At 67.6% G+C, this 22,767-nt stretch carries 21 protein-coding genes; 6 read left to right on the top strand and 15 right to left on the bottom strand.

The window, feature by feature from the left end:
* Nucleotides 1–116: 116 nt before the first annotated feature.
* From FK256_RS14260 to FK256_RS06025, 7 genes are all read right to left on the bottom strand, one after another.
* Nucleotides 117–1,259 (bottom strand): MFS transporter, encoded by a 1,143-nt coding sequence (locus FK256_RS14260; RefSeq protein WP_244936192.1) that lies wholly within the window; start codon nucleotides 1,257–1,259, stop codon nucleotides 117–119.
* A 55-nt stretch (nucleotides 1,260–1,314) separates the two neighbouring features.
* Entirely contained in the window at nucleotides 1,315–2,247 is a 933-nt protein-coding gene (locus FK256_RS06050; protein ID WP_211343533.1) for a dihydrodipicolinate synthase family protein, read from the bottom strand.
* Nucleotides 2,244–2,963 carry a B3/B4 domain-containing protein gene (locus FK256_RS06045; protein ID WP_141424080.1) on the bottom strand — a complete coding sequence of 240 codons (720 nt, stop codon included), beginning with the start codon at nucleotides 2,961–2,963 and terminating at the stop codon, nucleotides 2,244–2,246. The genes FK256_RS06050 and FK256_RS06045 overlap by 4 nt, the downstream gene beginning before the upstream one ends.
* A 4-nt stretch (nucleotides 2,964–2,967) precedes the next feature.
* On the bottom strand, nucleotides 2,968–3,573 hold the full coding sequence (locus FK256_RS06040) for a helix-turn-helix domain-containing protein (RefSeq protein WP_244936190.1): 606 nt from the start codon (nucleotides 3,571–3,573) through the stop codon (nucleotides 2,968–2,970).
* Nucleotides 3,574–3,666: 93 nt separating this feature from the next.
* The gene (locus tag FK256_RS06035) at nucleotides 3,667–4,434 is read right to left on the bottom strand and encodes a hypothetical protein (RefSeq protein ID WP_141424077.1); all 768 of its coding nucleotides are present in this window, start codon (nucleotides 4,432–4,434) and stop codon (nucleotides 3,667–3,669) included.
* A complete protein-coding gene (locus FK256_RS06030; protein WP_141424075.1) occupies nucleotides 4,431–5,138 on the bottom strand; it encodes a SatD family protein in 708 nt (235 codons plus the stop codon). Before FK256_RS06030 ends, FK256_RS06035 begins: the two co-directional genes overlap by 4 nt.
* Nucleotides 5,139–5,269: 131 nt before the next feature.
* Complete coding sequence (locus tag FK256_RS06025) at nucleotides 5,270–5,920, bottom strand: thymidine kinase (RefSeq protein ID WP_009233825.1); 651 nt, start codon at nucleotides 5,918–5,920, stop codon at nucleotides 5,270–5,272.
* 137 nt (nucleotides 5,921–6,057) lie between these two features.
* Between FK256_RS06025 and FK256_RS06020 the strand changes: the two genes are divergently transcribed.
* Nucleotides 6,058–6,789, top strand: coding sequence for a phosphatase PAP2 family protein (locus FK256_RS06020; RefSeq protein WP_141424074.1), 732 nt, complete (start codon nucleotides 6,058–6,060; stop codon nucleotides 6,787–6,789).
* Here the strand turns inward: FK256_RS06020 and FK256_RS06015 are convergent.
* Nucleotides 6,754–8,460 carry a DNA polymerase Y family protein gene (locus tag FK256_RS06015; RefSeq protein WP_141424072.1) on the bottom strand — a complete coding sequence of 569 codons (1,707 nt, stop codon included), beginning with the start codon at nucleotides 8,458–8,460 and terminating at the stop codon, nucleotides 6,754–6,756. The two genes, FK256_RS06020 and FK256_RS06015, sit on opposite strands and share 36 nt — an antisense overlap.
* Nucleotides 8,457–9,365, bottom strand: a complete 909-nt coding sequence (locus FK256_RS06010; protein WP_141424070.1) for a hypothetical protein — start codon at nucleotides 9,363–9,365, stop codon at nucleotides 8,457–8,459. Before FK256_RS06010 ends, FK256_RS06015 begins: the two co-directional genes overlap by 4 nt.
* Nucleotides 9,366–9,600: 235 nt before the next feature.
* On the opposite strand from FK256_RS06010, the gene FK256_RS06005 reads away from it, so the two are divergent.
* Together FK256_RS06005 and FK256_RS06000 are read left to right on the top strand one after the other, a co-directional pair.
* On the top strand, nucleotides 9,601–10,176 hold the full coding sequence (locus FK256_RS06005) for a YbhB/YbcL family Raf kinase inhibitor-like protein (RefSeq protein ID WP_141424069.1): 576 nt from the start codon (nucleotides 9,601–9,603) through the stop codon (nucleotides 10,174–10,176).
* Nucleotides 10,173–11,036 carry an SDR family oxidoreductase gene (locus FK256_RS06000; RefSeq protein ID WP_141424068.1) on the top strand — a complete coding sequence of 288 codons (864 nt, stop codon included), beginning with the start codon at nucleotides 10,173–10,175 and terminating at the stop codon, nucleotides 11,034–11,036. Before FK256_RS06005 ends, FK256_RS06000 begins: the two co-directional genes overlap by 4 nt.
* 51 nt (nucleotides 11,037–11,087) lie before the next feature.
* Here FK256_RS06000 and FK256_RS05995 read toward each other — a convergent pair whose 3' ends face one another.
* On the bottom strand, nucleotides 11,088–11,546 hold the full coding sequence (locus tag FK256_RS05995; RefSeq protein WP_009233831.1) for a tRNA (cytidine(34)-2'-O)-methyltransferase: 459 nt from the start codon (nucleotides 11,544–11,546) through the stop codon (nucleotides 11,088–11,090).
* A 67-nt stretch (nucleotides 11,547–11,613) separates the two neighbouring features.
* Here FK256_RS05995 and FK256_RS05990 point away from each other — a divergent pair, with 67 nt between their 5' ends.
* Nucleotides 11,614–12,267 carry a GNAT family N-acetyltransferase gene (locus tag FK256_RS05990; protein WP_141424066.1) on the top strand — a complete coding sequence of 218 codons (654 nt, stop codon included), beginning with the start codon at nucleotides 11,614–11,616 and terminating at the stop codon, nucleotides 12,265–12,267.
* Between the two features lie 5 nt (nucleotides 12,268–12,272).
* A complete protein-coding gene (locus FK256_RS05985; protein ID WP_021609124.1) occupies nucleotides 12,273–12,866 on the top strand; it encodes a YbaK/EbsC family protein in 594 nt (197 codons plus the stop codon).
* Between the two features lie 47 nt (nucleotides 12,867–12,913).
* On the opposite strand, the gene FK256_RS05980 is transcribed toward FK256_RS05985, so the two are convergent.
* From FK256_RS05980 to FK256_RS05960, 5 genes are all read right to left on the bottom strand, one after another.
* Complete coding sequence (locus FK256_RS05980) at nucleotides 12,914–14,365, bottom strand: dihydrolipoyl dehydrogenase family protein (protein WP_141424065.1); 1,452 nt, start codon at nucleotides 14,363–14,365, stop codon at nucleotides 12,914–12,916.
* A 210-nt stretch (nucleotides 14,366–14,575) separates the two neighbouring features.
* Nucleotides 14,576–15,154 (bottom strand): TetR/AcrR family transcriptional regulator, encoded by a 579-nt coding sequence (locus tag FK256_RS05975; RefSeq protein ID WP_141424064.1) that lies wholly within the window; start codon nucleotides 15,152–15,154, stop codon nucleotides 14,576–14,578.
* 10 nt (nucleotides 15,155–15,164) lie between these two features.
* Nucleotides 15,165–16,046: an alpha/beta fold hydrolase gene (locus tag FK256_RS05970; protein ID WP_244936188.1), complete on the bottom strand. Its 882-nt coding sequence runs from the start codon at nucleotides 16,044–16,046 to the stop codon at nucleotides 15,165–15,167.
* A gap of 156 nt (nucleotides 16,047–16,202) precedes the next feature.
* Nucleotides 16,203–18,875 (bottom strand): aconitate hydratase AcnA, encoded by a 2,673-nt coding sequence (gene acnA, locus FK256_RS05965; RefSeq protein ID WP_141424060.1) that lies wholly within the window; start codon nucleotides 18,873–18,875, stop codon nucleotides 16,203–16,205.
* A 232-nt stretch (nucleotides 18,876–19,107) separates the two neighbouring features.
* Nucleotides 19,108–19,677 (bottom strand): hypothetical protein, encoded by a 570-nt coding sequence (locus FK256_RS05960; protein ID WP_244936187.1) that lies wholly within the window; start codon nucleotides 19,675–19,677, stop codon nucleotides 19,108–19,110.
* Nucleotides 19,678–20,903: 1,226 nt separating this feature from the next.
* Here FK256_RS05960 and FK256_RS05950 point away from each other — a divergent pair.
* The gene (locus FK256_RS05950; protein ID WP_244936185.1) at nucleotides 20,904–22,766 is read left to right on the top strand and encodes a DUF7926 domain-containing protein; all 1,863 of its coding nucleotides are present in this window, start codon (nucleotides 20,904–20,906) and stop codon (nucleotides 22,764–22,766) included.
* Nucleotide 22,767: the final 1 nt, after the last annotated feature.

Here is a 22,767-nt window from a genome sequence, read left to right as displayed (position 1 = left end):
ATGTACAGCATAGCAGCGGGCCCCGCTCCCCACACGATGAGCCGCCCCCGGAACTGGCTCATCAGCAACGAATAACCGAAGCTCAACGGAACCGCCGAAGGCACTCCAACGGGTCATCAAGACTGATGCCCGACCCGACGCCTCTCTGCGATGCACCACAGTGAACTCGTGGCCGACAGAACCGCAGCAGCAGCGACCGGAAGCCAGGTTGCGCCGCCGTCGAGCACTCCAGCGACTGCTGTACCAACTGCTCCTGCCGCAATCTTCAGCGCTCCCACCCAGATGAACACCTGCCCTCGCGACTCGGAAGGCGAGTATTCGCTACGAGCAGCCAATGTCGCGGCGAAGAACAGGGAGTTCGCAACGCCGACGACAGTGAACGCCGCCAGTGCCAGGATGAGGTTCGACGCCGGCACCACGACGACCAGCGCGGCAGCGACTCCTCCGGATAGGACCGACGTGAGTCTGTCGGCATCTCCTTTAAACGGCCGTACCATGAGCAGAACTGATCCGGCGAGACCTCCGACCCCGTAGCCGGCGACCAGGACCCCCGCCAGAGCAGCTCCGCCGAGGCTCGGAGCAACGGCGACGGCATAGATCGGCAGTGCAGCAACTGAGAACGCAACCACGATCGTCAGCCCCAGGGCGCGGCGCAGCGGACCGGATCGCCAGATCGTCACCAAGACACGTACCGGCGAGGATACTTCCCTCGAAACAGCTACTGGCGTCTGTTTCGGGAGCACAAGAACGGCTCCAGCTCCGATGATCGCCGACGCCGCGAGGACAAGAACCGCTCCCATCGGACCGGCGGCAGCCGATACCCATGCGGTGACAGCCGGCCCGAGTGTGCCGCTGACGCCATAGCTGGCGACATCCCAGCTTTGTGCGCGTCGCTGACTCTTCTGCGTCGGCCCCGCGATCGACGGCAGCCGACTGCTCACTCCACCGGTGAGCATGGGACCGAACATGCCTGCGACGACCAGCAGGACCGTCGGGACGATGACCCGCGCCACCGGCAGCAGCCACCCGGCCGTCCCGAGCAGCAAACCGTGCACAACCGCCGAAACGGCGATAACTCTTCTGCCATCATCAGCGGCGTCAAGGCGGCGAGCGATGAGCGGACCGAGCAGATGTGGAGCGGTTATCGATGCGCCCAGCATGCCGGACACCCATCCGGGCTTTCCGGAAACTTGAGCAAGCAGCACGACGGCGACCACCGCACCACCATCAGCTGAGCGCACGAGCGTAGCAGCGAACACGTACCGCGCCAGCGCCCAAGCCGCTCGGTCCGGTGCCCCGAGACCCCTACGGTGCTCAAGCAAGACCGAGATCGACAACCACGTCGGAAACACGAACACGCTGGGAGCTGTTCAGGCCCCGGATCGGCAGCGGCAGGCAGGACGGCGGAACAAGGCCGAGGTACTCGGCGATCGCCGCAATCACGCGCAGGCTCCCGCCGAGCTCGGCGAACAGGTCCCACAATGGCGCAAGCCGCCGCGACTCCGCGACAGCCTCCTGGGTCCAGCCCGCCTGGGCGGCCCGGGTAATCGAGAGCGCAGGCGCAGGGAGGGTGCCTCCGATCACCGAGTACCAGGCGTCGCAGCCAGCATTCAGACCGGTGGCCGCCAGCGCATCGCCGGACACGCCGATGGTGACGTGCTCGGGAATTGCGCCCCGAATCGCCGTGACGTGCTCACGTGCTGCATCCGGGGCGGCGGGGACACCGGGGATTTTGATCGATACGACGCCGGGCAGCTCGGCGATACGGGCATAAAGCTCCAGGGTGAACGTGAAGTGCGTGGTGTCGGGGTTGTCGTAGACGATAACCGGTAGGCCTGTGTGCTCGGTGACGATGCGGAACAGCTCGTACACGTCATCATCGGTAAGAGGCTGGTAGGTCATCGGGGCCAGCAGGACACCGGCCGCACCGGCCTCCTGCGCGCTGTCCACATGGGCGAGGACGCGCGACGTGCGCAGGTCGCCGACTCCGACGAATACCGGAGTCGCTCCGGCGTGCTCGACGGCGATGCGGGCTACCCGAGCACGTTCGGCCGGCGTGAGGTACGCATAGGAACCGGTCGAGCCCAAGGCGGTGATGGAATCCACCCCGGCTGCAGTGAGCCGTTCGACGAGGCCGGCGAAGGCTCGCTCATCGACGGCGTCGTCGCGAAGCGGCGTGAGGGGGAAGGCGCTGAGTCCGGTAAAGCTAATCGCGGCGGAGTCGTTCTGCTGGCGCGGCTGCTTCACGGCGCACCAATCATTCGTCGGTAGATGCTCGCGCCGGCGCTAAGAACACCGAGTGCCTGGATGAGGGCGTCGGTGGCAGTACTCAGCTCGGTATCGGAGACCGGGGCGAGAGCGTCGAGAATGAAGAAGGCCGTCCGGGTGGCCTCGCTCAGGCCGGTGCGACGGGTCTGGCGCCAGTTCCAGCGCCGACATGTCACTCCAGCGTCGTCGCACCAGACGACCTCCCCGGGATCGGGATGCTCGACGACGACCTTGCCGTCAGCAGTGGTGTCGAAGCGCTCCTGGCCGGTGGCGCGGATCAGGCGCGCTGGCCCCGCGTACAGGGCGAAATCCTCACCGCCGAGCGGGATCTGATGCAGCACCGAGATCGCGTTGTAGATGTCGGTGAGTACATTCACCCGGGGCAGACCCTTCTGCGCACGACGGGTCAAGGCCTCGAGGCTGTTGCGGGTGCGCTGCGGCTTGGCTCCAAACGCCCGGTAGGCCTCACGCCAGGCTGCGATATGCGGCAGCTTGTCGACCGCGGACTCGGCGAGCAGGGTTCGAGCATGGTCCTCCGCCGCCTGGATAAGGCCGTCTGCGACATCGTCACCTTCGCGCGCACCCAGGCTTGCCGAGATGCCGTCGACGACGAGTAGCTGCGCGCGGTAGTCGGGACGCAGCTCGAACACGGCCGGTTCGATGGTGCAGACGTCAAGGAAGTCGTTCGGGCTCATGGAGTTAGTCATTCGAGGGCTCCGTTCCGCGTACGGCTCCGACCCCCGGCTCGAAGACCGTGAGTGAGAACCGTACTGGCTCCTGGCCGGGGTTGTCATAGGAGTGGGCGACGTCTCCGTAGAACGTCAGTGCGTCTCCGGTGCGCAGCTCGTAGGCATCGTCACCAACCGTGACGAGGATCGATCCGGCCTGGACGTGCAGCAGCTCGCGGGTACCGGAGGTGTGGGCTTCGCTCGCATGGCAGTCTCCTGGATTGAGGGTCCAGTCCCACAACTCGACGACATCCGGCGGCTGCGTCCCCGCAACGAGGACACCGGCCCCTCCGTGGTCGCCGCTCCACAGCCGAGCCCCTTCGCCACTGCGCACGAGCTTGACCGCACGTGGCGTCGGAGGCTCCACGAGCGCCGGGAGCCCAATACCGAGCGCATCCGAGAGACGCAGCAGCGTGCCGACGCTCGGATTGACTGCGCCCTGCTCGACCTTCACGAGCATTCGCCGGCTCACCGCGGCAACCTCAGCGAGCTGATCAAGCGTCCAACGTCTATTGCTGCGCTCCTGCTTGATCCGCGAACCGATCACATGTGCCAACGACTCTGCACTCACATCCATATAGTGCATCATAGTGCACTATATGGGTACTGTCTAGGCTCGACTTTCTCAGGTGCCGATACAGAGTGCACAGACAGTCCATCTCCCTTCGACTCAGGAAACGTGAACGACAACAGCACCGAGAGCGGCCAGGATCCAGGAGGCGAAGGAGCCGATGAGGAACTCCTCGGCCTTCTGCCCTCCGTCGGCCTCTTTGACATCCAGACTGATCTCAGGGAATCGGATGATGCCTTTGGCGGCTACGATCGCGGCAACCGCGGCTGACGCCTCGACCGAGGCGAGTAGAACAATGAGAATCCGCTCAAGCGGGCCGATCCAGCGACCGCCGCGCATTGACGCACCCAGGTTGCCCTGTTGTTCATTCTTCTGCGGGGACTGACGAGCGATAGCAAGAATGTCGGAGACGACTCGATTGGCGGGAACAGTCAGCAAAATGACGGCCCCGACGGCGGCAATCACCTTGGCGACCCCGGAGCCGAGCGGCTGAGAGGCAACGGCACAGAATGCCACCGCAAGAATGAGGACACCCGCACGGGCGAGGCGCGCCAGCCGCACCACCCGATCTACGTCGTCCTCGGCGCCGACCCGCTCCGCCCGACTGAACCTCCTCAGCCTCCCCCACCAGCGCTGAGGAACAAGGGCACTGCTCAACCACGCCACTGCTACCAGAATGCCGAGGATGATACCGCTGCCATGAAGATGAAGGATCGGCCACCCGATCAGGACGCCAAGAGCAGCAACAGCCGGCACACCTGCCAGCAGTCTCACCTTCGCGGGCGACCGGGACGTCCTCCCTCTCACCCAGGCGGAGCCGTCGACTACGGAGGCGGCAGCGAGCAGAAGAACAAGAAGCGCTGTCACGAGGGCATGCCTTCCTTGTCTCCCCCGATCATCTGGTCGAGGATTTTTTGGACCTCCAGCAAAGAGGAACCGACACCGCGAGCGAATTCAGACACGGCCTGCTGGCTCACCTTCTCATGACGGGCGACCTCGACCTGGGTCTTCCCCATGAGGAGCCCGGCCATCATGCGGCGCTGACGCGGCTGAAAACGGAATACTGTCTGGTCGCGCAGGATCAGCACGGAATTGACGAGTCCCTCGCGCTCGCTACGCTTCCCTCCTGATCCGCTGACCGCGTCCGGGTGGATGCGCAGCCAGGTGCGAACGAAGGATCTGCCCTCATCCTGGAGTGCGTGGGACCTCTCGATCGCCTCACGCGCGGCCCACCACGCCGAACCGTCCTGGATAGGACGCACTGCCGCGCCGCCAGAACCATCTCCCGCCACGCCGTCCACCTCGGAGATCGTTCCAGCGCCGATGCCGAAGCGCAGGCCGAGCCCTTCAGGCAGGAGCAGATGCATGCGCAGCGTGAGAGCAAGCGCCTCGACAAGAGTCTCCGAGACCGCCTGCAGCTCATCGCCGACCGTCGCGTACGGGGACTGCGTCAGCGCCAGGCCTTCGGCGGCACGTCCCAGGGCCTCGTAAATGACCTGCTGAGCCCGCCTGCGATCGGGCAGCTCGCGCGAGCGGATGATGTCTGCGATGAGCGCGTAGGAGACGTTCACAGTCTCACGATAATGCTTGTAATACCCTAGATACAAGGAAAACCTCGGAGCTGGCGGCGCCCCACCTCGCACGCCCCACCTCGGTCCGCCTTGTACTCCTGCCGATACAAGCGCAGTCCCGCAGCCTCGGCTCACTGACCGAGCAGCCTCCCGCCAGCGGCCAGGTAGCACTTGCCGCACAGCGACTCGTAGGTGATATCCCCGGAGTCGATGGCCACCTGGTCGCCGTCGAAGACGAAGGACTCCCCCACCTTGCGGGCGTTGAAGATGGCCTTGCGCCCGCATCGGCAGATGGTCTTCAGCTCCTCCAGGGAGTGGGCGATCTCCAGCAGTCTCCGCGACCCGGGGAAGCTGAGAGCGCGGAAGTCGGTGCGGATCCCGTAGGCCAGGACGGGGACATCGTCGACCAGCGCGATCTCCATGAGCTGGTCCACCTGAAGGGGCGAGAGGAACTGGGCCTCGTCGATGAGCACGCAGTCGAGGACCTCGCGCAGAGACACCGTCTCCTCCTGCCGTCCGCCATCCCCCTCCGAGACGGCTTGCGCACCGGCCAGGGCCCGTTCGCGCACCAGAGCGCGCAGGTCGTCATCGGCGTCGATAAGGAGGTCGACGCGACGTGACACACCGAGCCGGGAGACCACGCGATCCTCCCCCTTGGTGTCGACCACTGCCTTGATGAGCAGGACGCGTTGCCCGCGCTCCTCGTAGTTGTGGGCGGTCTGAAGCAACCCGGTGGACTTACCTGAGTTCATGGCGCCGTAGCGGAAGTAGAGCTTGGCCACGCGGGTCCTCCTGGCCTGGGTGCGGACACTCGCGCCGGATGCTACCCGTCAAACGGTCTGAGCGCGGGCAACACCACTCAGCCTCCCCATGGTCTACGCATAGCCTCGCCCTGGCCGTCGCCGCTAGCCTCGCGCTCATGCTCTCACTCGATCACCTGCCAGGAACTTGGCGCACCAGGCGTGCCGGCGCACTGGCCATGACCGCCGTCATCACGCTGTCGTTCTTCTCCTGGCTGGCCCTGACCACGAGCAACGGAACAGGGCTGGCGCCTCACGACCAGAGTGTCACCACCTGGGCCGCAGACGAGCGATATCCGGCTTTGACCGCCATCATGCAGGTGTTCACCGCCCTGGGCTCCACCGCGGGACTGACGATCCTGACCGCGATCTGCGCCGTCCTCCTCTTCATGCGAGGGCACCGCGTGCGCGCTCTGGTACTGACTGCGACGATGGTCGGCTCCAGTCTGCTGACGGTGGTACTCAAAGAGCTCTTCGGGCGTTCGCGCCCCTCCACCGACACCCTTCTGGGCCCATCCGCATCGACCGCTTCCTTCCCCTCGGGGCACTCCTTCAACACGGCCGTTTTCGCGGGCCTGCTGGCAGGAATGGTCCTGATGTCCACTGCATCGATCCTGTACCGGCTACTGGCGATCATGGCGGCGGTGGGGGCGACCCTCATGGTGGGCGCTTCCCGCGTCTACCTGGGCTACCACTGGATGACCGACGTCCTGGCCGGCTGGTCCCTAGGGCTGGCCTGGCTGTGCCTGGTGACGCTGGCACTCCTGTGGCTGCAGGGACGACGGCGCCCGGCCCAGGTCCCTGCGGGCGCGCTATCAGGAGTACACGGCATCGAGCCACCACCGGCCTGAGCGCACCAGCAGACGGGGCGGCCCGATGTCGGTGACCACCTGGAGGTAGGCGCGGCGCGAGGGCCCCTGCGGAGTCCACCAGCCCTCGTCGACCGGCCAGGGGCCGGCCCACAGGAGCACGGGCTCCCTTCGGACTGCGCCACCGGCTCCACCGTCAACAACACCATCTGCGTCGTGCACGCCGTCGCCGATGGCCAGGAATCCGGGGACGCCGTCGAGCTGGCCGTGGATGTCGACGCCGAGCTCGCGCCCCCGGGCGTCGGTGAGGCGTACGGGAACCGGCCGGGTCAGAACGATGGAGGGAGAGGGATCGGGCAGGGCTCCGCTCCAGGGAGCCGAGCCGTTACCAGTGGGCTCGTCCACGCGCTCCTCTCCCCAGGGGACCAGTCGAACCCGCGAGCGCGGGTCCCGTCCGGGAACGATCCTGGGGACCTGGATGCCGCCGGCCCCGATGAGGGACTCCACGCGCTCGGCGGCGCGGCGGGCGAGGGCGTCGGCCTGCTGGCCGGGTGCCTGCCATAGTCCCGCCTGGGCGGCCGTGGCGGGGCTCAGTTCGAGGGCCGTCAGGCTCAAGTGGGTTAGCCCGGAGGAGGGCGGGCGCCCGGAGCGCCCGGAGAGCCAGCCTTCGAGTTGCCAGCGCACGCGGTCGGTGAGCTCTGTGGTGGTGGGCGTGGTCTCCAGCATCCAGGTGCGGGCCAGCTCGGCACCGTCCTCGCAGCCTGCCTCGACGGCGAGGCGTCCGACGGCGAGCCCTTCGGACAGGAGCCGGGCCGCCAGGGTCTCGGCGAGGCGGCGGGCGGCGAAGGCCGCGGTATCCGCGCGTTCCACGGGCGGGTCCAGGGCGGAGGTGACGGCGATGTCCTGGATCGGGCGGGTCATGGTGGGGGCCTCGTGGCAGGTGCCGGCGGCCAGGTGGTGGAGTCTGTCTCCCAGGGGGCCGAAGCGGGCTGCGATGTCTTTTCGGGGCAGCGATGCCAGATCTTCCAGGGTGCGCAGGCCGAGTCGGGTGAAGGTCTCCAGCAGGGGACGGGCGTCGCGTCTGAGGCGTCTGAGGGGCAGGCAGGCCAGGAGGGAGTCCAGGGGCCAGGGGGCGAGGAAGTCCGGGCTCTGTCCTGGTTCGACGATGATGCCCTGGCGGGCGGCCAGGACGGCTCCGGACAGGGAGTCGGCGATGCCGACTTGGCACTCGACGTCGGCCTCCTGGGCGATGGCCTCGACGAGGGCTGCGGCGAGGGGTTCTTCTCCACCGGCCCACCTGGTGGGTCCTCCGGCTGCGGACAGGGCCAGTCCGGGGCGGGCCACGACGGGGTCCGCCAGGAGGGAGGTCATGGCCTCCATGACGGTTTCGAAGGCTCGGGCCTCGCGTTCCTCCTGGGGAGGTAGGACGGTGAGCCCGGGGCAGATGGACCGGGCGGTGCGCAGTCGCATTCCGGTGGTGATACCGGCGCTGCGGGCGGGGGCGGAGGCGGCGAGGACTCCGCGAGCGCCGACGACGGCGACGGGTTCGGTGGCCGGGTCCGTCAGGTGGGGGTCTGCGTGGCGTGTGCGGGGGTGGCGGCGCTGCCGGCGGGCCTCCAGGGTGAGGGCGACGACGGGCCAGTCGGGGACCCAGATGGCCACGAGCCGGGAGGCGGGCAGGCCGGGGCACCGGTTCTGCTGGAGCCGCCTCATCCGGCTGCCTCCCGGGGACCGGCGGCCGCCTCGACGACGTCGTGGGAGCAGATCCTCAGGCCCTCGGCGGACAGGGAGAGCGTCAGGGCGCCGGGGGTGGCGAGCTGCGGGCGGCGGGGGTCGGTCAGTGTCCAGGTCAGTCGGCGCAGGTATCCGGCTGGCATCTCCACGGCTTGCGCAGCGCTCTGCGCAACGGCGGGCGAGTCCTTTCGCCCGATGGGGACGACGACGCCGTCGGCCGAGGATCCAGTCGAGGGCCCCGCCGTGGCTTGCGCGGGGGATGCGTCTTCGGTTCCGGTGTCTGGGGGCAGGGGTTCGGCTTGGAGGGTGCGGGCTCCCTCCCAGGGGGCGGGGGTCAGGATGAGGCGGCCGCGTTCGTGCGCCCGGGCCAGCAGGCGCCTGCGGTGCCGGGGTCTCAGGCGTGCGACGGCGGAGGCGCCGATGAGGAGGGAGTCGACGCCGTCGAGCAGGGTGGAGGCGATGGTCGGGGCGGAGGAGTCGTCGAGGACTGATGCCGGAACGGTGAGGACCCGGTTGAGGTCGAGTCCGACCTCGGTGGCTGCGCACCAGCCCAGGTCCTCTCCCCCGATGACGGCGCACCAGCCGGCGCTGCCCTGGCGTAGGGCGAGGGCGGCCAGGAGGAGGGCGGTGGATCCTCGCAGGCTGAGTACGCCCGAGTCCTGCAAGTCCGCGAGTGCTATGAGGGACGCGACCGATGCGACTGCCCCCGGCGATCTGGCGGGGGCATCGTTCGGTGCGGAGGGTGCGCAGGACATGGCGCGCTGCACCTCCAGGGCCGCCGTCTCCCGCAGCCCGGTGCGTTCCTCGGCCGCCTTCAGGGCGAGACGGGCCCGGGCGAGACGGTCCTGGGCGCCTGGTGGCGCGCACGCGGTCACGGCTCCCATGACACCCCCTCTCTTTCGTCGAACATGCGTTCGATGGGCGAGGTCCAGGATAGCGCTCCGGTGTGACATCAATCAGGACCGCCAGTAACAAAGGGGCCTCGAGGCAGTGACAAACTTCTCCGAGCCTCTCCTCAGGAGATACACAGGGACGGGCTTGATGAGGGACGTCTACAGTGGTGGCCGTGCCCTAACGGAAGGTCACCGTCCCGTCCACAACCTGCCTGGAGGTACACCTATGACAGTCGACCTCACTCGCCCCCGCCCGCAGGCCCCTACCGGCTTCCTGCCCACGGCCCCCTCTTTCACTCTGACCTCTGCGGACCTGATCGAGCAGGGGCGGATCCCGGATGTCTTCACCGCCGTCCATGACAACGTCTCCCCGGCCCTGAGCTGGTCGGGCTTCCCCGAGCAGACGCAGTCCTTCGTCGTGTCCTGCTTCGACCCGGACGCTCCGACTATGTCGGGCTGGTGGCACTGGACCATCGTGGACCTGGACGCCGCGGTCACTTCGCTGGAGCGGGGCGCGGGGGCCAGCGATCTTCAGCTCGACGGCGCCGCCTTCCACCTGGCCGGGGACTCGGGCAGCCACGCCTGGTTCGGCCCCTACCCACCGGCGGGCGACGGCGACCACCGTTACATCTTCACCGTCTCCGCCCTGGACGTGGACACCCTGGGCCTGGATGACGGGGCCAGCCCCGCCATGGCTGCCTTCACCCTGGCCCCGCACTGCATCGCCCGGGCCACGCTCACCGCCACCTACTCCGTGCCCGGAGAACCCGGGGCCGCCGCCTTCCTCAGGGACGGCAAGTGAGCCCGCAGATCGCCCAGGTCGACGCCGCGGCCTCCAAGTCGGGCCGACGTCGTCGACAGGGGGAGTCTGTCCCCTTCACCCCGGCCCACGGTTTCACTCGCCCGGGATCCGGCCGCCACCAGCGCCGCCCCATCGCCCTGATCACCGGGGCGACCTCCGGGATCGGCCTGGCCGTGGCCAGGGACCTGGCGCGGGACCACAACCTCATTCTGCTGGCCCGCTCCACCAACGACCTTGAGGAGCTGGCGCTCGCCCTGGAGGAGGAGTCTCAGACCGCGGTTCTCATCTGCCCGATCGACTTGACCGATGACACGGCTCTGGCCCGGTTGGTCAGCCGGATCGACATCGAGAGCCTCGACGTGCTGGTGCACAGCGCTGGTATGGAGGCCCCCGGTGCGGTCGATAAGATCACGCCCGCGCGCTGGCGGGCAGTGCTGAATCTCAATTTGGTGGCGGCCGCCTATCTGACGAACCTGCTGCTGCCGGCGCTGCGGGAGGCCCGCGGGCTGACGGTGTTCATCAACTCCGGCGCCGGAGTGAACCCGCGCTCGGGCAACGCCCTCTACTCCGCCTCCAAGGCGGGGCTGAAGTCCTTGGCTGACACGCTGCGCCAGGAGGAGGCGGGCAAGGTGCGGGTGACCTCGATCTACCCCGGCCGGGTGGACACCCCCATGCAGGAACGGATGCACGCCTTCAATGCGGCGCGCATGCGCACCGAGGGGATCATGGCTACCCCCGCCTACCGGGCGGCGGACCATATGGCGCCGCAGTCGGTGGCCGCAGCGGTGCGCCTGGCTGTGGACACCCCGCTGGACGCGGTCGTGGAGGACCTGGCGATCCGCCCCGCCGGCATGCTCTGACAAAGCGCCGGGGTCGACGGCGGAGTCCGGGACCGGGACTCAGACCAGGACTCAGGCTCCGCCGGCGAAATCCAGGGATCGCCAGGCCTCGTACAGGCCGATGGCGGCAGAGTTAGCGAGGTTGAGGGAGCGATTGCCCTCCACCATGGGGATGCGCAAGTGGGCGTCCACCCGTGGGTGGTCGAGGATCTCCTGGGGTAGACCGGTGGGCTCGGGGCCGAACAGGAGGGCGTCGTCGTCGCGCCAGTCGACCTGGGTGTAGAGGCGCTCGGTGCGGGAGGTGAAGGCGAAGATGCGCCCGGGGACCTGTTCCAGACACTCCTGCCAGGTGGCGTGGACGCGCGTGTTGGCCAGGTCGTGGTAGTCCAGGCCGGCGCGGCGCAGCTTGGCGTCGTCCATGTCGAACAGGGGGTCCACGAGATGGAGCATGGAGCCGGTATTGGCGCTCAGGCGGATCGCGGCCCCGGTGTTGCCCGGGATGCGCGGAGAGAAGAAGATGACGTGCAGCACGGGGACAATGAGACCACATGCTGAAGCATCCCGACGATGTCCGCGCTCCGGCTGCCATGATCAGGGCATGAACTCAGCCTCGCCGCACATTCCCTCCCCCGTCCTGACCTGTGGCTTACTGGCTGGCAGCATCGTGCGCCTGGAGCCGTTGGCGCCCGAGCACGTTCCGGGACTGCAGCAGGCCGCCGAGGCCGCCGCGACCAGCCCATTCGCCACGGTGCCGACGCCCGAGGAGGTCGAGGACTATGTGGCCCGTAGCCTGGCCCGCCGGGACACGGGCACCTACGCGCCTTTTGCGCAGGTGGAGGTCGCCACCGGCCGCGTCGTCGGGCACACCGCCTACCTGACGCCGCGGTGGATGCCGGACGGGCGACTCTTCGCCGTCGAAATCGGTTCCTCGTGGCTCTCCCCCGCTGTTCGAGGTACCGCCGTCAACCCGGCCGCCAAACTCCTGCTACTCACGCAGGCCCTTGAGAAGTGGAATGTGGACCGCGTGGACATCAAGACCGACGCGCGCAACGAGGTGGCTCGCGGCGCGATCGCGGCGCTGGGCGCGACCTTCGAAGGAGTCCTGCGCGCCTGGCAGCCCTCGCTGGCACCCGGGGAGGAGGGACGCCCGCGCGACACGGCCATGTTCGCCATGACCCCTGAGCAGTGGCCTGGAGTCAGAGCCCGTCTGGTGGAGCGCATCGAGAGGCGCTCCACGTCGTCGAAAGGATGAGAGGAATGACTGAGCTGCATGATCCGGCTGAGGTCTTCGCCGCGGAGATCGGCTGGCAGCCGGCACTGGAGCGCACCGACCTGCTCGCCGAGCCCGTGGCCGCCGTGCTGCAAGCGCTGGAAGCTTCCTCCCCCGAGGGTGCGGATCTGGCCCGCCAGGCGCAGGTGGTCCCCATCGACCCGCAGTACTCCGACACCGACGCCCTCAACGCGCACTACGCCCTGGACCCCGAGGCGACCGGGAACTGCGTGCTCGTAGCCGGCAAGCGCACCGGCCAGGAACGCATCGCCGCCTGCGTCGTGCGGGCGCCCGACTTCGCTGATGTCAACCACGTCGTCAAGAAGCGCATCGACGTGCGCAAGGCCTCGTTCCTGCCGGTGGAGCGGGCCGTGGAGATGAGCGGCATGGAGTACGGAGGGATCACGCCGGTCGGCCTGCCCGAGGACTGGAGGCTCTTCATCGACGGGGCCGTAGCAGACCGGGACACGGTGCTCATCGGCTCGGGCGTGCGCCACTCCAAGCTTCTGGTTCCCGGGGCACTGCTGGTGGCGCTGCCGGGAGCCGAGCGCGTTGAGAACCTGGGGGTGCGCCCCGCCTGAACAGGCCTGAAGCGGCCTTGTTCAGGCGGGGACATCCTCACGGTGAATCAGCCCAGGGAGTCCAGGACGATGTTGAGTCCCTCGCTCATGGTGGGGTGGGTGATGACGGCGTCGCGCACCTGCTGCCACCTCAGGCCTCCCAGCATCGCCATCTGGATGCTGGTGATGACCTCGCTGGCCTCGGCGCCGATGATGGCGGCGCCCAGGATGAGGTCGGTGCGGGCATCGATGACGACCTTGAAGAAGCCCTCGGTGCGGCCCAGGGTCTTGGCGCGCGGGACGGCGGCCGTAGGGGTCTTGGCGACGCGCACCTCGTAGCCGGCCTGGCGGGCCTCGGCCTCGGTCAGGCCCACGTGCCCGAGCTCGGGCGTGGTGAAGACGGCCCACGGGATGAGACGCCCGGAGGTGGAGGCCTCCTTACCGGCGAAGAGATCGCGCAGGACGCGGAAGTCGTTCCAGGAGGCGTGGGTGAACTGGGGCGTCCCGGCTACGTCACCGGCGGCGTAAATGCCCTCGGCGGTGGTGCGCAGGTGGTCGTCGACGCGCACGAAGCCGCGCTCGGTCAGCTCCACGCCCGTGGCCTCCAGGCCGAGACCGGCGGTGACGGGGGTGCGCCCCAGGGCGACGAGCAGGTGGGATCCGGTCGCCTCGCGCCCGTCGGCGGTGGTGACGACGACGCCCTGCCCATCGGGGGCGGCGGCGACCTTCGAGGCGCGCGCGCCGGCCAGGACCGTGACGCCCAGAGCCTCCAGGCCGGCGGTCACCTCGGCGGCGACGTCGTCGTCCTCGCGGTCCAGGATGTGCTGCCCGGCGTGGATGATGGTGACCGGCACGCCGAGGAGGCCCATGAGGGAGGCCATCTCGACACCGATGACGCCGCCGCCCAGGACCACGAGCCCAGTGGGCAGCTCGGGCAGGGTGAGCAGGTCCTCGCTGGTCCAGTAAGGCACGTCGGCCAGGCCATCGATCGGGGGGACCGACGGCGTCGTACCGGTGTTGATGAGGACCTTGGCGCCGCGTACGCGCCGCAGGCCGCCGTCGTTCAGGGTGATCTCGACGGTGCGCTCCCCCACGAAGTGGGCGGTGCCCTTGACGAAGTCCATCCCGGAGGCGGGGAACATCTTCTCGTGGGCCGCCACCATGCCGCCCACGACGGCTTCCTTGCGGGCGCGGAGGGAGGCCAGGTTGATGCGGGCCTGGGTCAGGGCGTCGGTGCCGTCGTCCTGCTCGGGCAGGGTGACGCCGTAGGCGTGCGAGCCCTGGACCTCGTGGAGGACCCGTGCGGCGGAGATGAGGGTCTTGGTGGGAATGCAGGCGACGTTGATGCAGGTGCCGCCCACCTTGTCGCGCTCCACCATGACGACCTTGTCACCGGCCTTGGCGCGCAGCATCGCCAGGGACTTGCCGGCCTTCCCCCCTCCGACGACGAGCAGGTCGACATCCTCGACCGGGACGTCTGCCTGGCTGATCGCGTCGCTGTTGACAGTGGACTGGGACATGGGTGCACATCTCCTTCGGCGGTTGCCGGTCGGCGTGGTCTGGACGCCAGGGCAACGGGGAGCGACGGGCCTCTATTCCGGGGTGACTGCGGGAATCCTCAGCGGATCACCGCCTGCACGTGAGGAAACCTCACGCAGCCGTCACCCTTCCCAGTAGGGTCATTGAGGTGACTTATCCTTTCATCCCCACTGATACGTGGCACCACCCTCCTATCCGCCCAGAGCAACCAGGGCCGCATCCAGGGAGTCGACAAGGGTGGCGAAACTCACGTCAATGGATGCGTCCATGGCAAAGCCCCCGTGGACCTCGATATCAACGAAACCGTGAAGTGACGCCCGAGTCATTCGCACAGCATCGATGATCCGCTCGTCGGGGATGCGGTAGCCGGCCAGCGCCGCAGTGACGACGTCAACCGTGCGTCGGGCTGCGGATGAACGTATCGGGCTCAGGCTCCCATCTGACGTCCCCGCGGGGACCTGGGTCATCGGATAGAGCCCGGGGTGCTCGTGGGCGAAGCCACGGTAGGCCTCAGCAAGGGCACTCAGGGCGTCACGTCCGGCCAGCCCCATGACGGAGGCCGCCAGGCGGTCGGCGAGCTCTTCCACCGCCCGCACGGAGACTCCCCGAACCAGATCGTCCATGCCTGCAACGTGCTTGTACAGGCTCGGCGGCGCGACTCCGAGATCGGCAGCCAGACGGCTCAGGGACAGCGCCTCAAGACCATGCTCGTCGACGATCTGCGCCGCCCGTTCCACCACGCGTTCGGTGCTCAGTCCCGCTCGTGGCATCTTGTTCTCCTTACCTCTCCCCCGCCGGCCTCGGCGCAGCATTGTCAGCGACGATACGCCGAGCAAAGTCGACCACACGCGGCCCGACGACGTCGGAGCACTCCAGCATCGGGGCGTGCCCTGCGTCGGGAACCATCATGACCTCTCCCACCCCGTCACCAACGGCACGAGCCACCCAGGAGGCCTCAGCCATGGGATCCTTCCAGTCGGGGTCCTTCTGTCCCATGACCACGAGGGCAGGACAGTCCACCTTGTCCAGCCAGGGGGTGACGACGCGGTGGTCGGTGCGGGTCGTAGCCCAGAAGGCGTGCCAGCGCCCTGGGCGGCGCAGCAAGTCCACCAGGCTCGTGGCTCGCTGCCGAGCGTCGGGCAGTCCCGGCCACAGCCTGGCCGAGTAGCTGTTCCACACAGCAGGACCCCAAGGGCGCATCAGCGCGATCCCAAGCATGGTGCGCTGCACAAGAGTCTTGACTCGACTCTGCGGCCCACGCAGAAAGGGGCAGACGAGCACGAGCCCGCACACCAGGTCGGGGCGGCGCCCGGCTGCGATCACCGCAGCGGCTCCGGACATGGAGGCTCCTACGACGACGGCGGGGCCGGCGTCGAGAGCCTCGATCAGGGCAATGAGGTCGGATGCTGTGGCCTCGTCACCATAGGCGGTGAAGGTTGCCGAGCTGTCCCCGTGACCGCGCAGGTCCGCAGTGACAACGCGGAAGCCCGCCTCGCTCAGGGACTGCGCCAGTGGTGCGTAGACGTCCCGCACGTCCCCCATGGCCGGTGAGCAGACGACGAGCGGCCGACTCGCTGCAGCCGATCCAGCACCTGTACCGACAGGCTCATGCACCTCGTAGGCGATGGTGCCGCCCGGCACTCCAAGTTGGCTAACTGTCATAGCTATTAAGTTACCTACAATAACACCCGGGGGCAAGCAGACTCCTTCCAGACCTGCTCGCAGACGAACGAGGTAGATCTCGCCATAGTGCCCATCAGCTGAAACGCGGGGCGATCGCCGATCCGCGATCGCCCCGCGCCGTCAACGCACCAGCTCTCAAGAACTCGCGAGTTGGCGCAGCACGTACTGCAGGATGCCGCCGTGGCGGAAGTAGTCGGCCTCGCCGGGGGTGTCGATGCGCACGACGGCGTCGAAGGAAATGACCGAGCCGTCGGCCCTCTGCGCCTTGACCGCGACGGTGCGCGGGGTGACGCCCTCGTTGAGCGCCGTCAGGCCCGCGATGGAGAAGGTCTCGGTGCCGTCCAGCCCCAGGGACTCGGCGCTCTGACCCGCCGGGAACTGGAGGGGCACCACGCCCATGCCGATCAAGTTGGAGCGGTGGATGCGCTCGAAGGATTCGGCGATGACGGCCTTGACGCCCAGCAGGGCCGTGCCCTTGGCGGCCCAGTCTCGTGAGGAGCCCGAGCCGTACTCCTTGCCGCCCAGGACCACCAGCGGGATGCCGGCGGCCTGATAGGCCTGGGAGGCGTCGAAGATCGACTCCTGCTCGCCGGTGAGGAAGTTGCGGGTGTAGCCGCCCTCGACACCGTCGAGCAGCCGGTTGCGCAGGCGGATGTTGGCGAAGGTGCCGCGGATCATGACCTCGTGGTTGCCGCGGCGCGATCCGTAGGAGTTGAAGTCCGCGCGGGCCACGCCGTGTTCGGCCAGGTAGCGGCCGGCCGGGGAGTCGGCCTTGATGGCACCGGCCGGGGAGATGTGGTCGGTGGTCACCGAGTCGCCCAACAGCGCGAGTACCCGGGCGCCTTCGATGTCGGTGACCGGGGTGAGCTCCGTGGTCAGCCCCTCGAAGAAGGGGGCCTTGCGCACGTAGGTGGACTCCTCGTCCCAGGCGAAGGTGTCCCCCTCGGGGGTGTCCAGGCCCTGCCAGCGCTCGTCGCCGGCGAAGACGTCGGCGTAGTCGCGCGTGTACATCTCGCGGTCGATGGTGGCGTCGATGACGGCCTGGACCTCGGTGGGGTCGGGCCAGATGTCGGATAGGAAGACGTCGCGGCCCTCGGGATCCTGGCCCAGCGGCTCGGTGGCGAAGTCGATGTCCATGGTCCCGGCCAGGGCGTAAGCGATGACCAGTGGCGGAGAGGCCAGGTAGTTCATCTTGACGTCGGGGTTGATACGCCCTTCGAAGTTGCGATTGCCCGAGAGCACCGAGACCACGGCGAGGTCGGCGTCGTTGACCGCCTGGGAGACCTCGGCCGGCAGGGGCCCGGAGTTGCCGATGCAGGTGGCGCAGCCGTAGCCGACGACGTTGAAGCCCAGCTCGTTGAGGGCAGGCCACAGCCCGGCCTTCTCGTAGTAGTCGGTGACAACCTGGCTGCCAGGCGCGGTGGAGGTCTTCACCCAGGGCTTGGAGCGCAGGCCCCGGGCTACGGCGTTGCGTGCCAGCAGGCCGGCGGCCATCATCACCGAGGGGTTGGAGGTGTTGGTGCACGAGGTGATCGAGGCGATGGCGACGTGGCCATGGTCCAGTTCGGTGGCGGTGCCGTCGGCGAGGGTCACCGGCGTCGGCTTGGAGGGCTGGGAGGCGTAGGTGGGCAGGACCTCCTGGAAGGACTCCTTGGCCCTCGACAGGACGATGCGGTCCTGGGGGCGCTTGGGGCCGGCAATCGAGGGCACCACCGTGGACAGGTCCAGCTCGAGGTACTCGGAGTAGACGGGCTCGCGGGCAGGGTCGTGCCACATGCCCTGGGCCTTGGTGTAGGTCTCCACGAGGCGCACGCGATCCTCGGAGCGGCCGGTCAGGCGCAGGTAGTCCAGGGTGACATCGTCGATCGGGAAGATCGCGGCGGTGGAGCCGAACTCGGGGCTCATATTGCCGATGGTGGCGCGGTTGGCCAGCGGGACCTCGGCGACGCCCTCACCGTAGAACTCGACGAACTTGCCCACCACTCCGTGGGTGCGCAGCATCTCGGTGATGGTCAGGACCACGTCGGTGGCGGTGGCGCCGGCGGGGATGGCTCCGGAGAGCTTGAAGCCCACGACCTTGGGGATGAGCATGGAGACGGGCTGGCCCAGCATGGCGGCCTCGGCTTCGATGCCGCCCACGCCCCAGCCCAGGACGCCCAGGCCGTTGACCATGGTGGTGTGGGAGTCGGTGCCCACGCAGGTGTCGGGGTAGGCCTGGGTGACGCCGTCGGCCTCGTGGGTGAAGACGATACGGGCCAGGTACTCGATGTTGACCTGGTGGACGATGCCGGTGCCAGGGGGGACGACGCGGAAGTTGGACAGCGCCCCCTGGCCCCAGCGCAGGAACTGGTAGCGCTCGGCGTTGCGCTCATACTCGCGCTCCTTGTTGCGCTCCAGGGAGCCGGGCAGGCCGAAGGAGTCGATCTGGACAGAGTGGTCGATGACCATCTCCGCCGGGTTGAGGGGGTTGATGACCTCGGGGTCACCACCGAGGTCGGCGACCGCCTCGCGCATGGTGGCGAGGTCCACGATGCACGGCACGCCCGTGAAGTCCTGCATAACAACGCGGGCCGGGGTGAACTGGATCTCCGTATCGGGCTCGGCGGCGGGGTCCCAGGTGGCCAGGGCGCGCACGTGGTCGGCGGTGATGTTGGCGCCGTCCTCGGTGCGCAGCAGGTTTTCGGCCAGCACCTTGAGACTGTAGGGCAGACGTTCCAGGCCGGGGACGGCATCGAGGCGGTAGATCTCGTAACCGCGGCCGTCCACGTCGAGGGTGGAGCGGGAGTGGAAGGTGTCGAGGCTCGTCAACGTCGTTCCTGTTCTGCACAAGGGGGCGGGCCGCCGAGCGCCCGCGGGGTGCGGGAGCCGACCTGCCCGATCAGGCCGCGACACACGCTAGACGACACTCCGTCATCCAGCGTCAACATGCCGCAGAGTCTGAAGGATCCCAGGCAGAGTAACGATAGCAATGCAGGGCCCACCGCGAGGCGAAGCCGATTAACGTGCGGTCACCCGCACCTATCGTCGGTCGGGGCCGCACTTACGCAGGGCCGGGCTGCCAGTGCGACAGGTACAGCGCGCCGGAATCGTCCAGGTCCACAACCCAGAAGGAGGACCCCTGCTTCCCCAGGGCGGAGTCAATGGCGACAACGGCGCCCGGGCGGGCCTCCAACGGAACCGACCACAGCTCCTCCCCCGAGGTGTACTGCTCCCGGTAGCCCGCGTCGTACATTCCCTCCTGCGGGGCGAAGGCGCGAACCGCGACCCCCGCCCCGTCGTCGTCAACAACCACCCGCACCCACCTGCCGGCCTCGGTGTCAACCACGAGGAAGACCCCTTCCCGCGGCCTGGGAGGGGAAAAATCCACCACCTCCAGGTGGTACTCGCCGTTGTCCAGGTCGTAGCAGTTCGACATCCCGATAGAAACCTCATTGTCACCGAGCCTCAGTGGGGCCATACCCGGGTCGTCGATCCCAGTGCGCCACCTCTCCGAGCAGCCGCGGGACTCCAAGCAGACAAGCTCACTCCTGTCGCCGTAGCGGGGCACGATGGTCACGACGACGCCCTCACCGGCCACCAGGTTGTCCGCCCGGGACGCCGCCTCAGGCACACCCCTCACCTCACCGGTCCCCAGATCCACCGCACCCGCGTTGGTCCACACCAACCCACGCGACACACCCCCGGCCACCAATCCACGAGAATCCTCCAACGCCACCGACCAACGCACCCGCCCATCGGCACGCTCAAGCGCACACACCCCCGACCCCGCCTGAAACACCACACAGTCCCTGTCCTCATGCACCAGCCTAGGCATCCCCGCAAAATCCCGGCGGGACGAACCGAGCCTCTCAGGACCGCCGTAGTCGAGATAGTCCCCCTTCAAGGAACCGGTAAACCGCAGCCCCGTGTCCGTCCGCCAGCTCGCCGCAGTCGCCGCCTCCCACAAACGACCATCCACATCACCCCGATCCTTAAGAACCCTGGTCTCAACCCCCGGATCCCGCCCCGGTCGAGGACAGGCACCACCGCCACCACCCCTACAGGACGCCATCACTCCAGCACCGCCGAGCGCAACCAGCCCCGCAAGTGCACGACGACTCATCACCGTGGAACTCATGCCCACATGGTGACCGCAGAGCCGCGTCGCGGTCCACGGGACACCCTCCCCATGCGCGAGGCCGAACTCAGGGGCGATCAAGCACCGCGATCGTCTTGACGTGGTGCGTGTGCGGGAACATGCCAAGGGCGCGTACGCGCCGACGGCGTAGCCCGAGTGCAGCAGGGAGCCCAGGTCCCGGGCGAGCACCGCCGAGTCGCAGGCGACGAGCACAGCCCTGCGCGCCTGGGCGGTCCAGGAGCCGGTCATCGAGTAGAACGACGGCAATGAGGTAAAGCCCGACACACGCATTGGGAACGGAGTCCTCACGCGGCCACGCGGACCCACGGGGAGTGCGCACACCCCAAGCGTCCGATCAGCAAATATACCAATACGGCAACGCAATGGTTACAAAACGTAAATGGTACGCCCGCCGTTGGAGTCAACATCATAGTATCCCGACGAATTCCTGTACTTCCCCCAACAACACAGGAACATCCCCATCAAGACGGAGATAAAGAATGCACTTACAGCACCTCTTTGTGCATCGCAAGCACGTGGCGACTCTGCTCGCCGGCGTACTGCTGATCGCACTGGGTAGCTTTGCCGCGCTAGTGGCACCTCGTGCGAGCGCGGATCAGAATACCGGAGTAAAGGTTTCCTTCAGTCCTCTCATCCTCGCCGACAAGGATGGTACGGAGTATCCGGGTAAGCCTGCGCACCTCGAAGACCCGGTTCGCATGAAGTTCGCCTGGGACGCATCTACCGCCAATCCGCAGCCGGGCGAGTCCTTCAGCATCGGTCTTCCGGCGGAGTACCGGTACCGTGAGATCGGTCGACACGACGATCTTGTTCTCGGGAACGGCACCAAGGTGGGCGACTGCGTCACGACCTCTGAGACCCTCACCTGCACCTTCAACGCCGCGATCAGCGCCGCCACCGAACTCAAGGGGTCGGGTAACCAGATGATCGTGGCCCAGAAGGTGACCCAGGACAACAAGACCACCTTCAACGCCAACGGCACTGATGTCGAGGTCTTCCACCCCAACAACGAGCGGATTCTACCTATCGCCTGGGTTGAGAAGGACCTTGGCAAGTACGCCAATTCCCTTAAGCGCGACTCCAGTGCTCTGACCTGGCACATCCAGTTCAGTGGTACGACCATCGCCAACCACCTGGGAGTGGAGGCGGGCAGCGTCAACAGCGTCACCTTCAACGACGTCTCCGGGGGCGGGCAAACCCTCAACCCGGATCTCGGCTCCTGGTACGTGCGAGTCAACCCCGAGGAATACGGCGGTGGCGCCGACGGCTACTTCGACGTCGCCAAGGCCGACGGCACAGCCATGAACACCAACCACGGAACGTTCGTCCTGAAGCCGACCATCAACGCCGACGGGACCACTGCGTCCATCACCCTGTCCCGTACGGACGGCACCTTCGCCAAGAACGCGAACTACGAAATCGTTTACCAGTCCCTGGCCGAGGGCGGTAAGATCGTTCCAGGTCGGGTCTACACCAACAGCGCCACCCTGAACGGTGGTAAGAACACCACGGTATCCGCACAGATGGCCTACAAGGACCCGATTTCCTACGACGTGCAGCTGACACAGGGATTCGGCTCCTTCGGGGTCAAAAAGTACGTCACCGGCGCCCGCCAGAATGACGTCGCAGCCGACACCAAAGTCCGTGTGAACGTCTCCTACGAGCTTCCCAACGGCACGACCGAGGCCGACTACCCGACCTGGGCCAACAAGCCGACGTCGAACCCCTACACCGTCGAGGTGACCGTGGGGCAGCAGCAGGCCACCGACACCCTGCGCGAGTTCCCCAAGGGAACCAAGGTCACACTGACGGAGGACACGTCCGCAGCGGCTCTTCCCGAAGCCCTTAGCTGGGGAAGCAAGACCTTCTCCGTCAACGGCACCGAAACGCAGGACACCGCGACGTTCTCGGTCGATTCCTCCGTACAGGCCGTGGGCCTGTACAACGATGTCATTCAGAAGACAGGTTCCTTCTCCATCTCAAAGAAGGTCGAGGGAAGCAACAAGGAGGCTTTCTCCAAGGAGACTTTCCGGATCGACTACACGTGTGAGAACGACTCCAAGGGAACCCTTGACGTGAAGGGCGACGGCACCCCCGTTGACGGCCCGTTGGTACCGGTAGGCACCAAGTGCGTCGTCTCCGAGAAGGAGAAGCAGGCTGACGGCGGCGCCGAGCGCGAGGGCTACACGGTCAACACCAAGGTCGACAACGGGACCTTCACGATCAAGGAGGGTCCTGCCAGCGCCACCCTTGTCACGGTTACCAACACCTACTCGGAGGTCCCGAAGCCCACGCCGACGCCGACCCCCACCGAGGAGCCCACGCCGACGCCGACCCCCACCGAGGAGCCCACGCCGACGCCCACTCCCACCGAGGAGCCCACGCCGACGCCCACTCCCACCGAGGTCCCCGCACCCGGTGCGACAGCCGACACGCCATCGGGTGATGGCGGCAGTAACCTGGCGAGTACCGGTTCCAACGCCATGCCGGTGGTAGCGGCCGTTGCCGCCCTCCTGGCAACGGGATATGCGATCCTGGCCGCTCGTCGTCGTGCAGCCTGAT

Origin of the sequence: Actinomyces johnsonii (assembly GCF_006546835.1) — a bacterium.
Classification (GTDB): domain Bacteria; phylum Actinomycetota; class Actinomycetes; order Actinomycetales; family Actinomycetaceae; genus Actinomyces; species Actinomyces johnsonii.
Note: the sequence above shows the minus strand (reverse complement) of the source record. Positions and strands in the feature narration are given on the sequence as shown.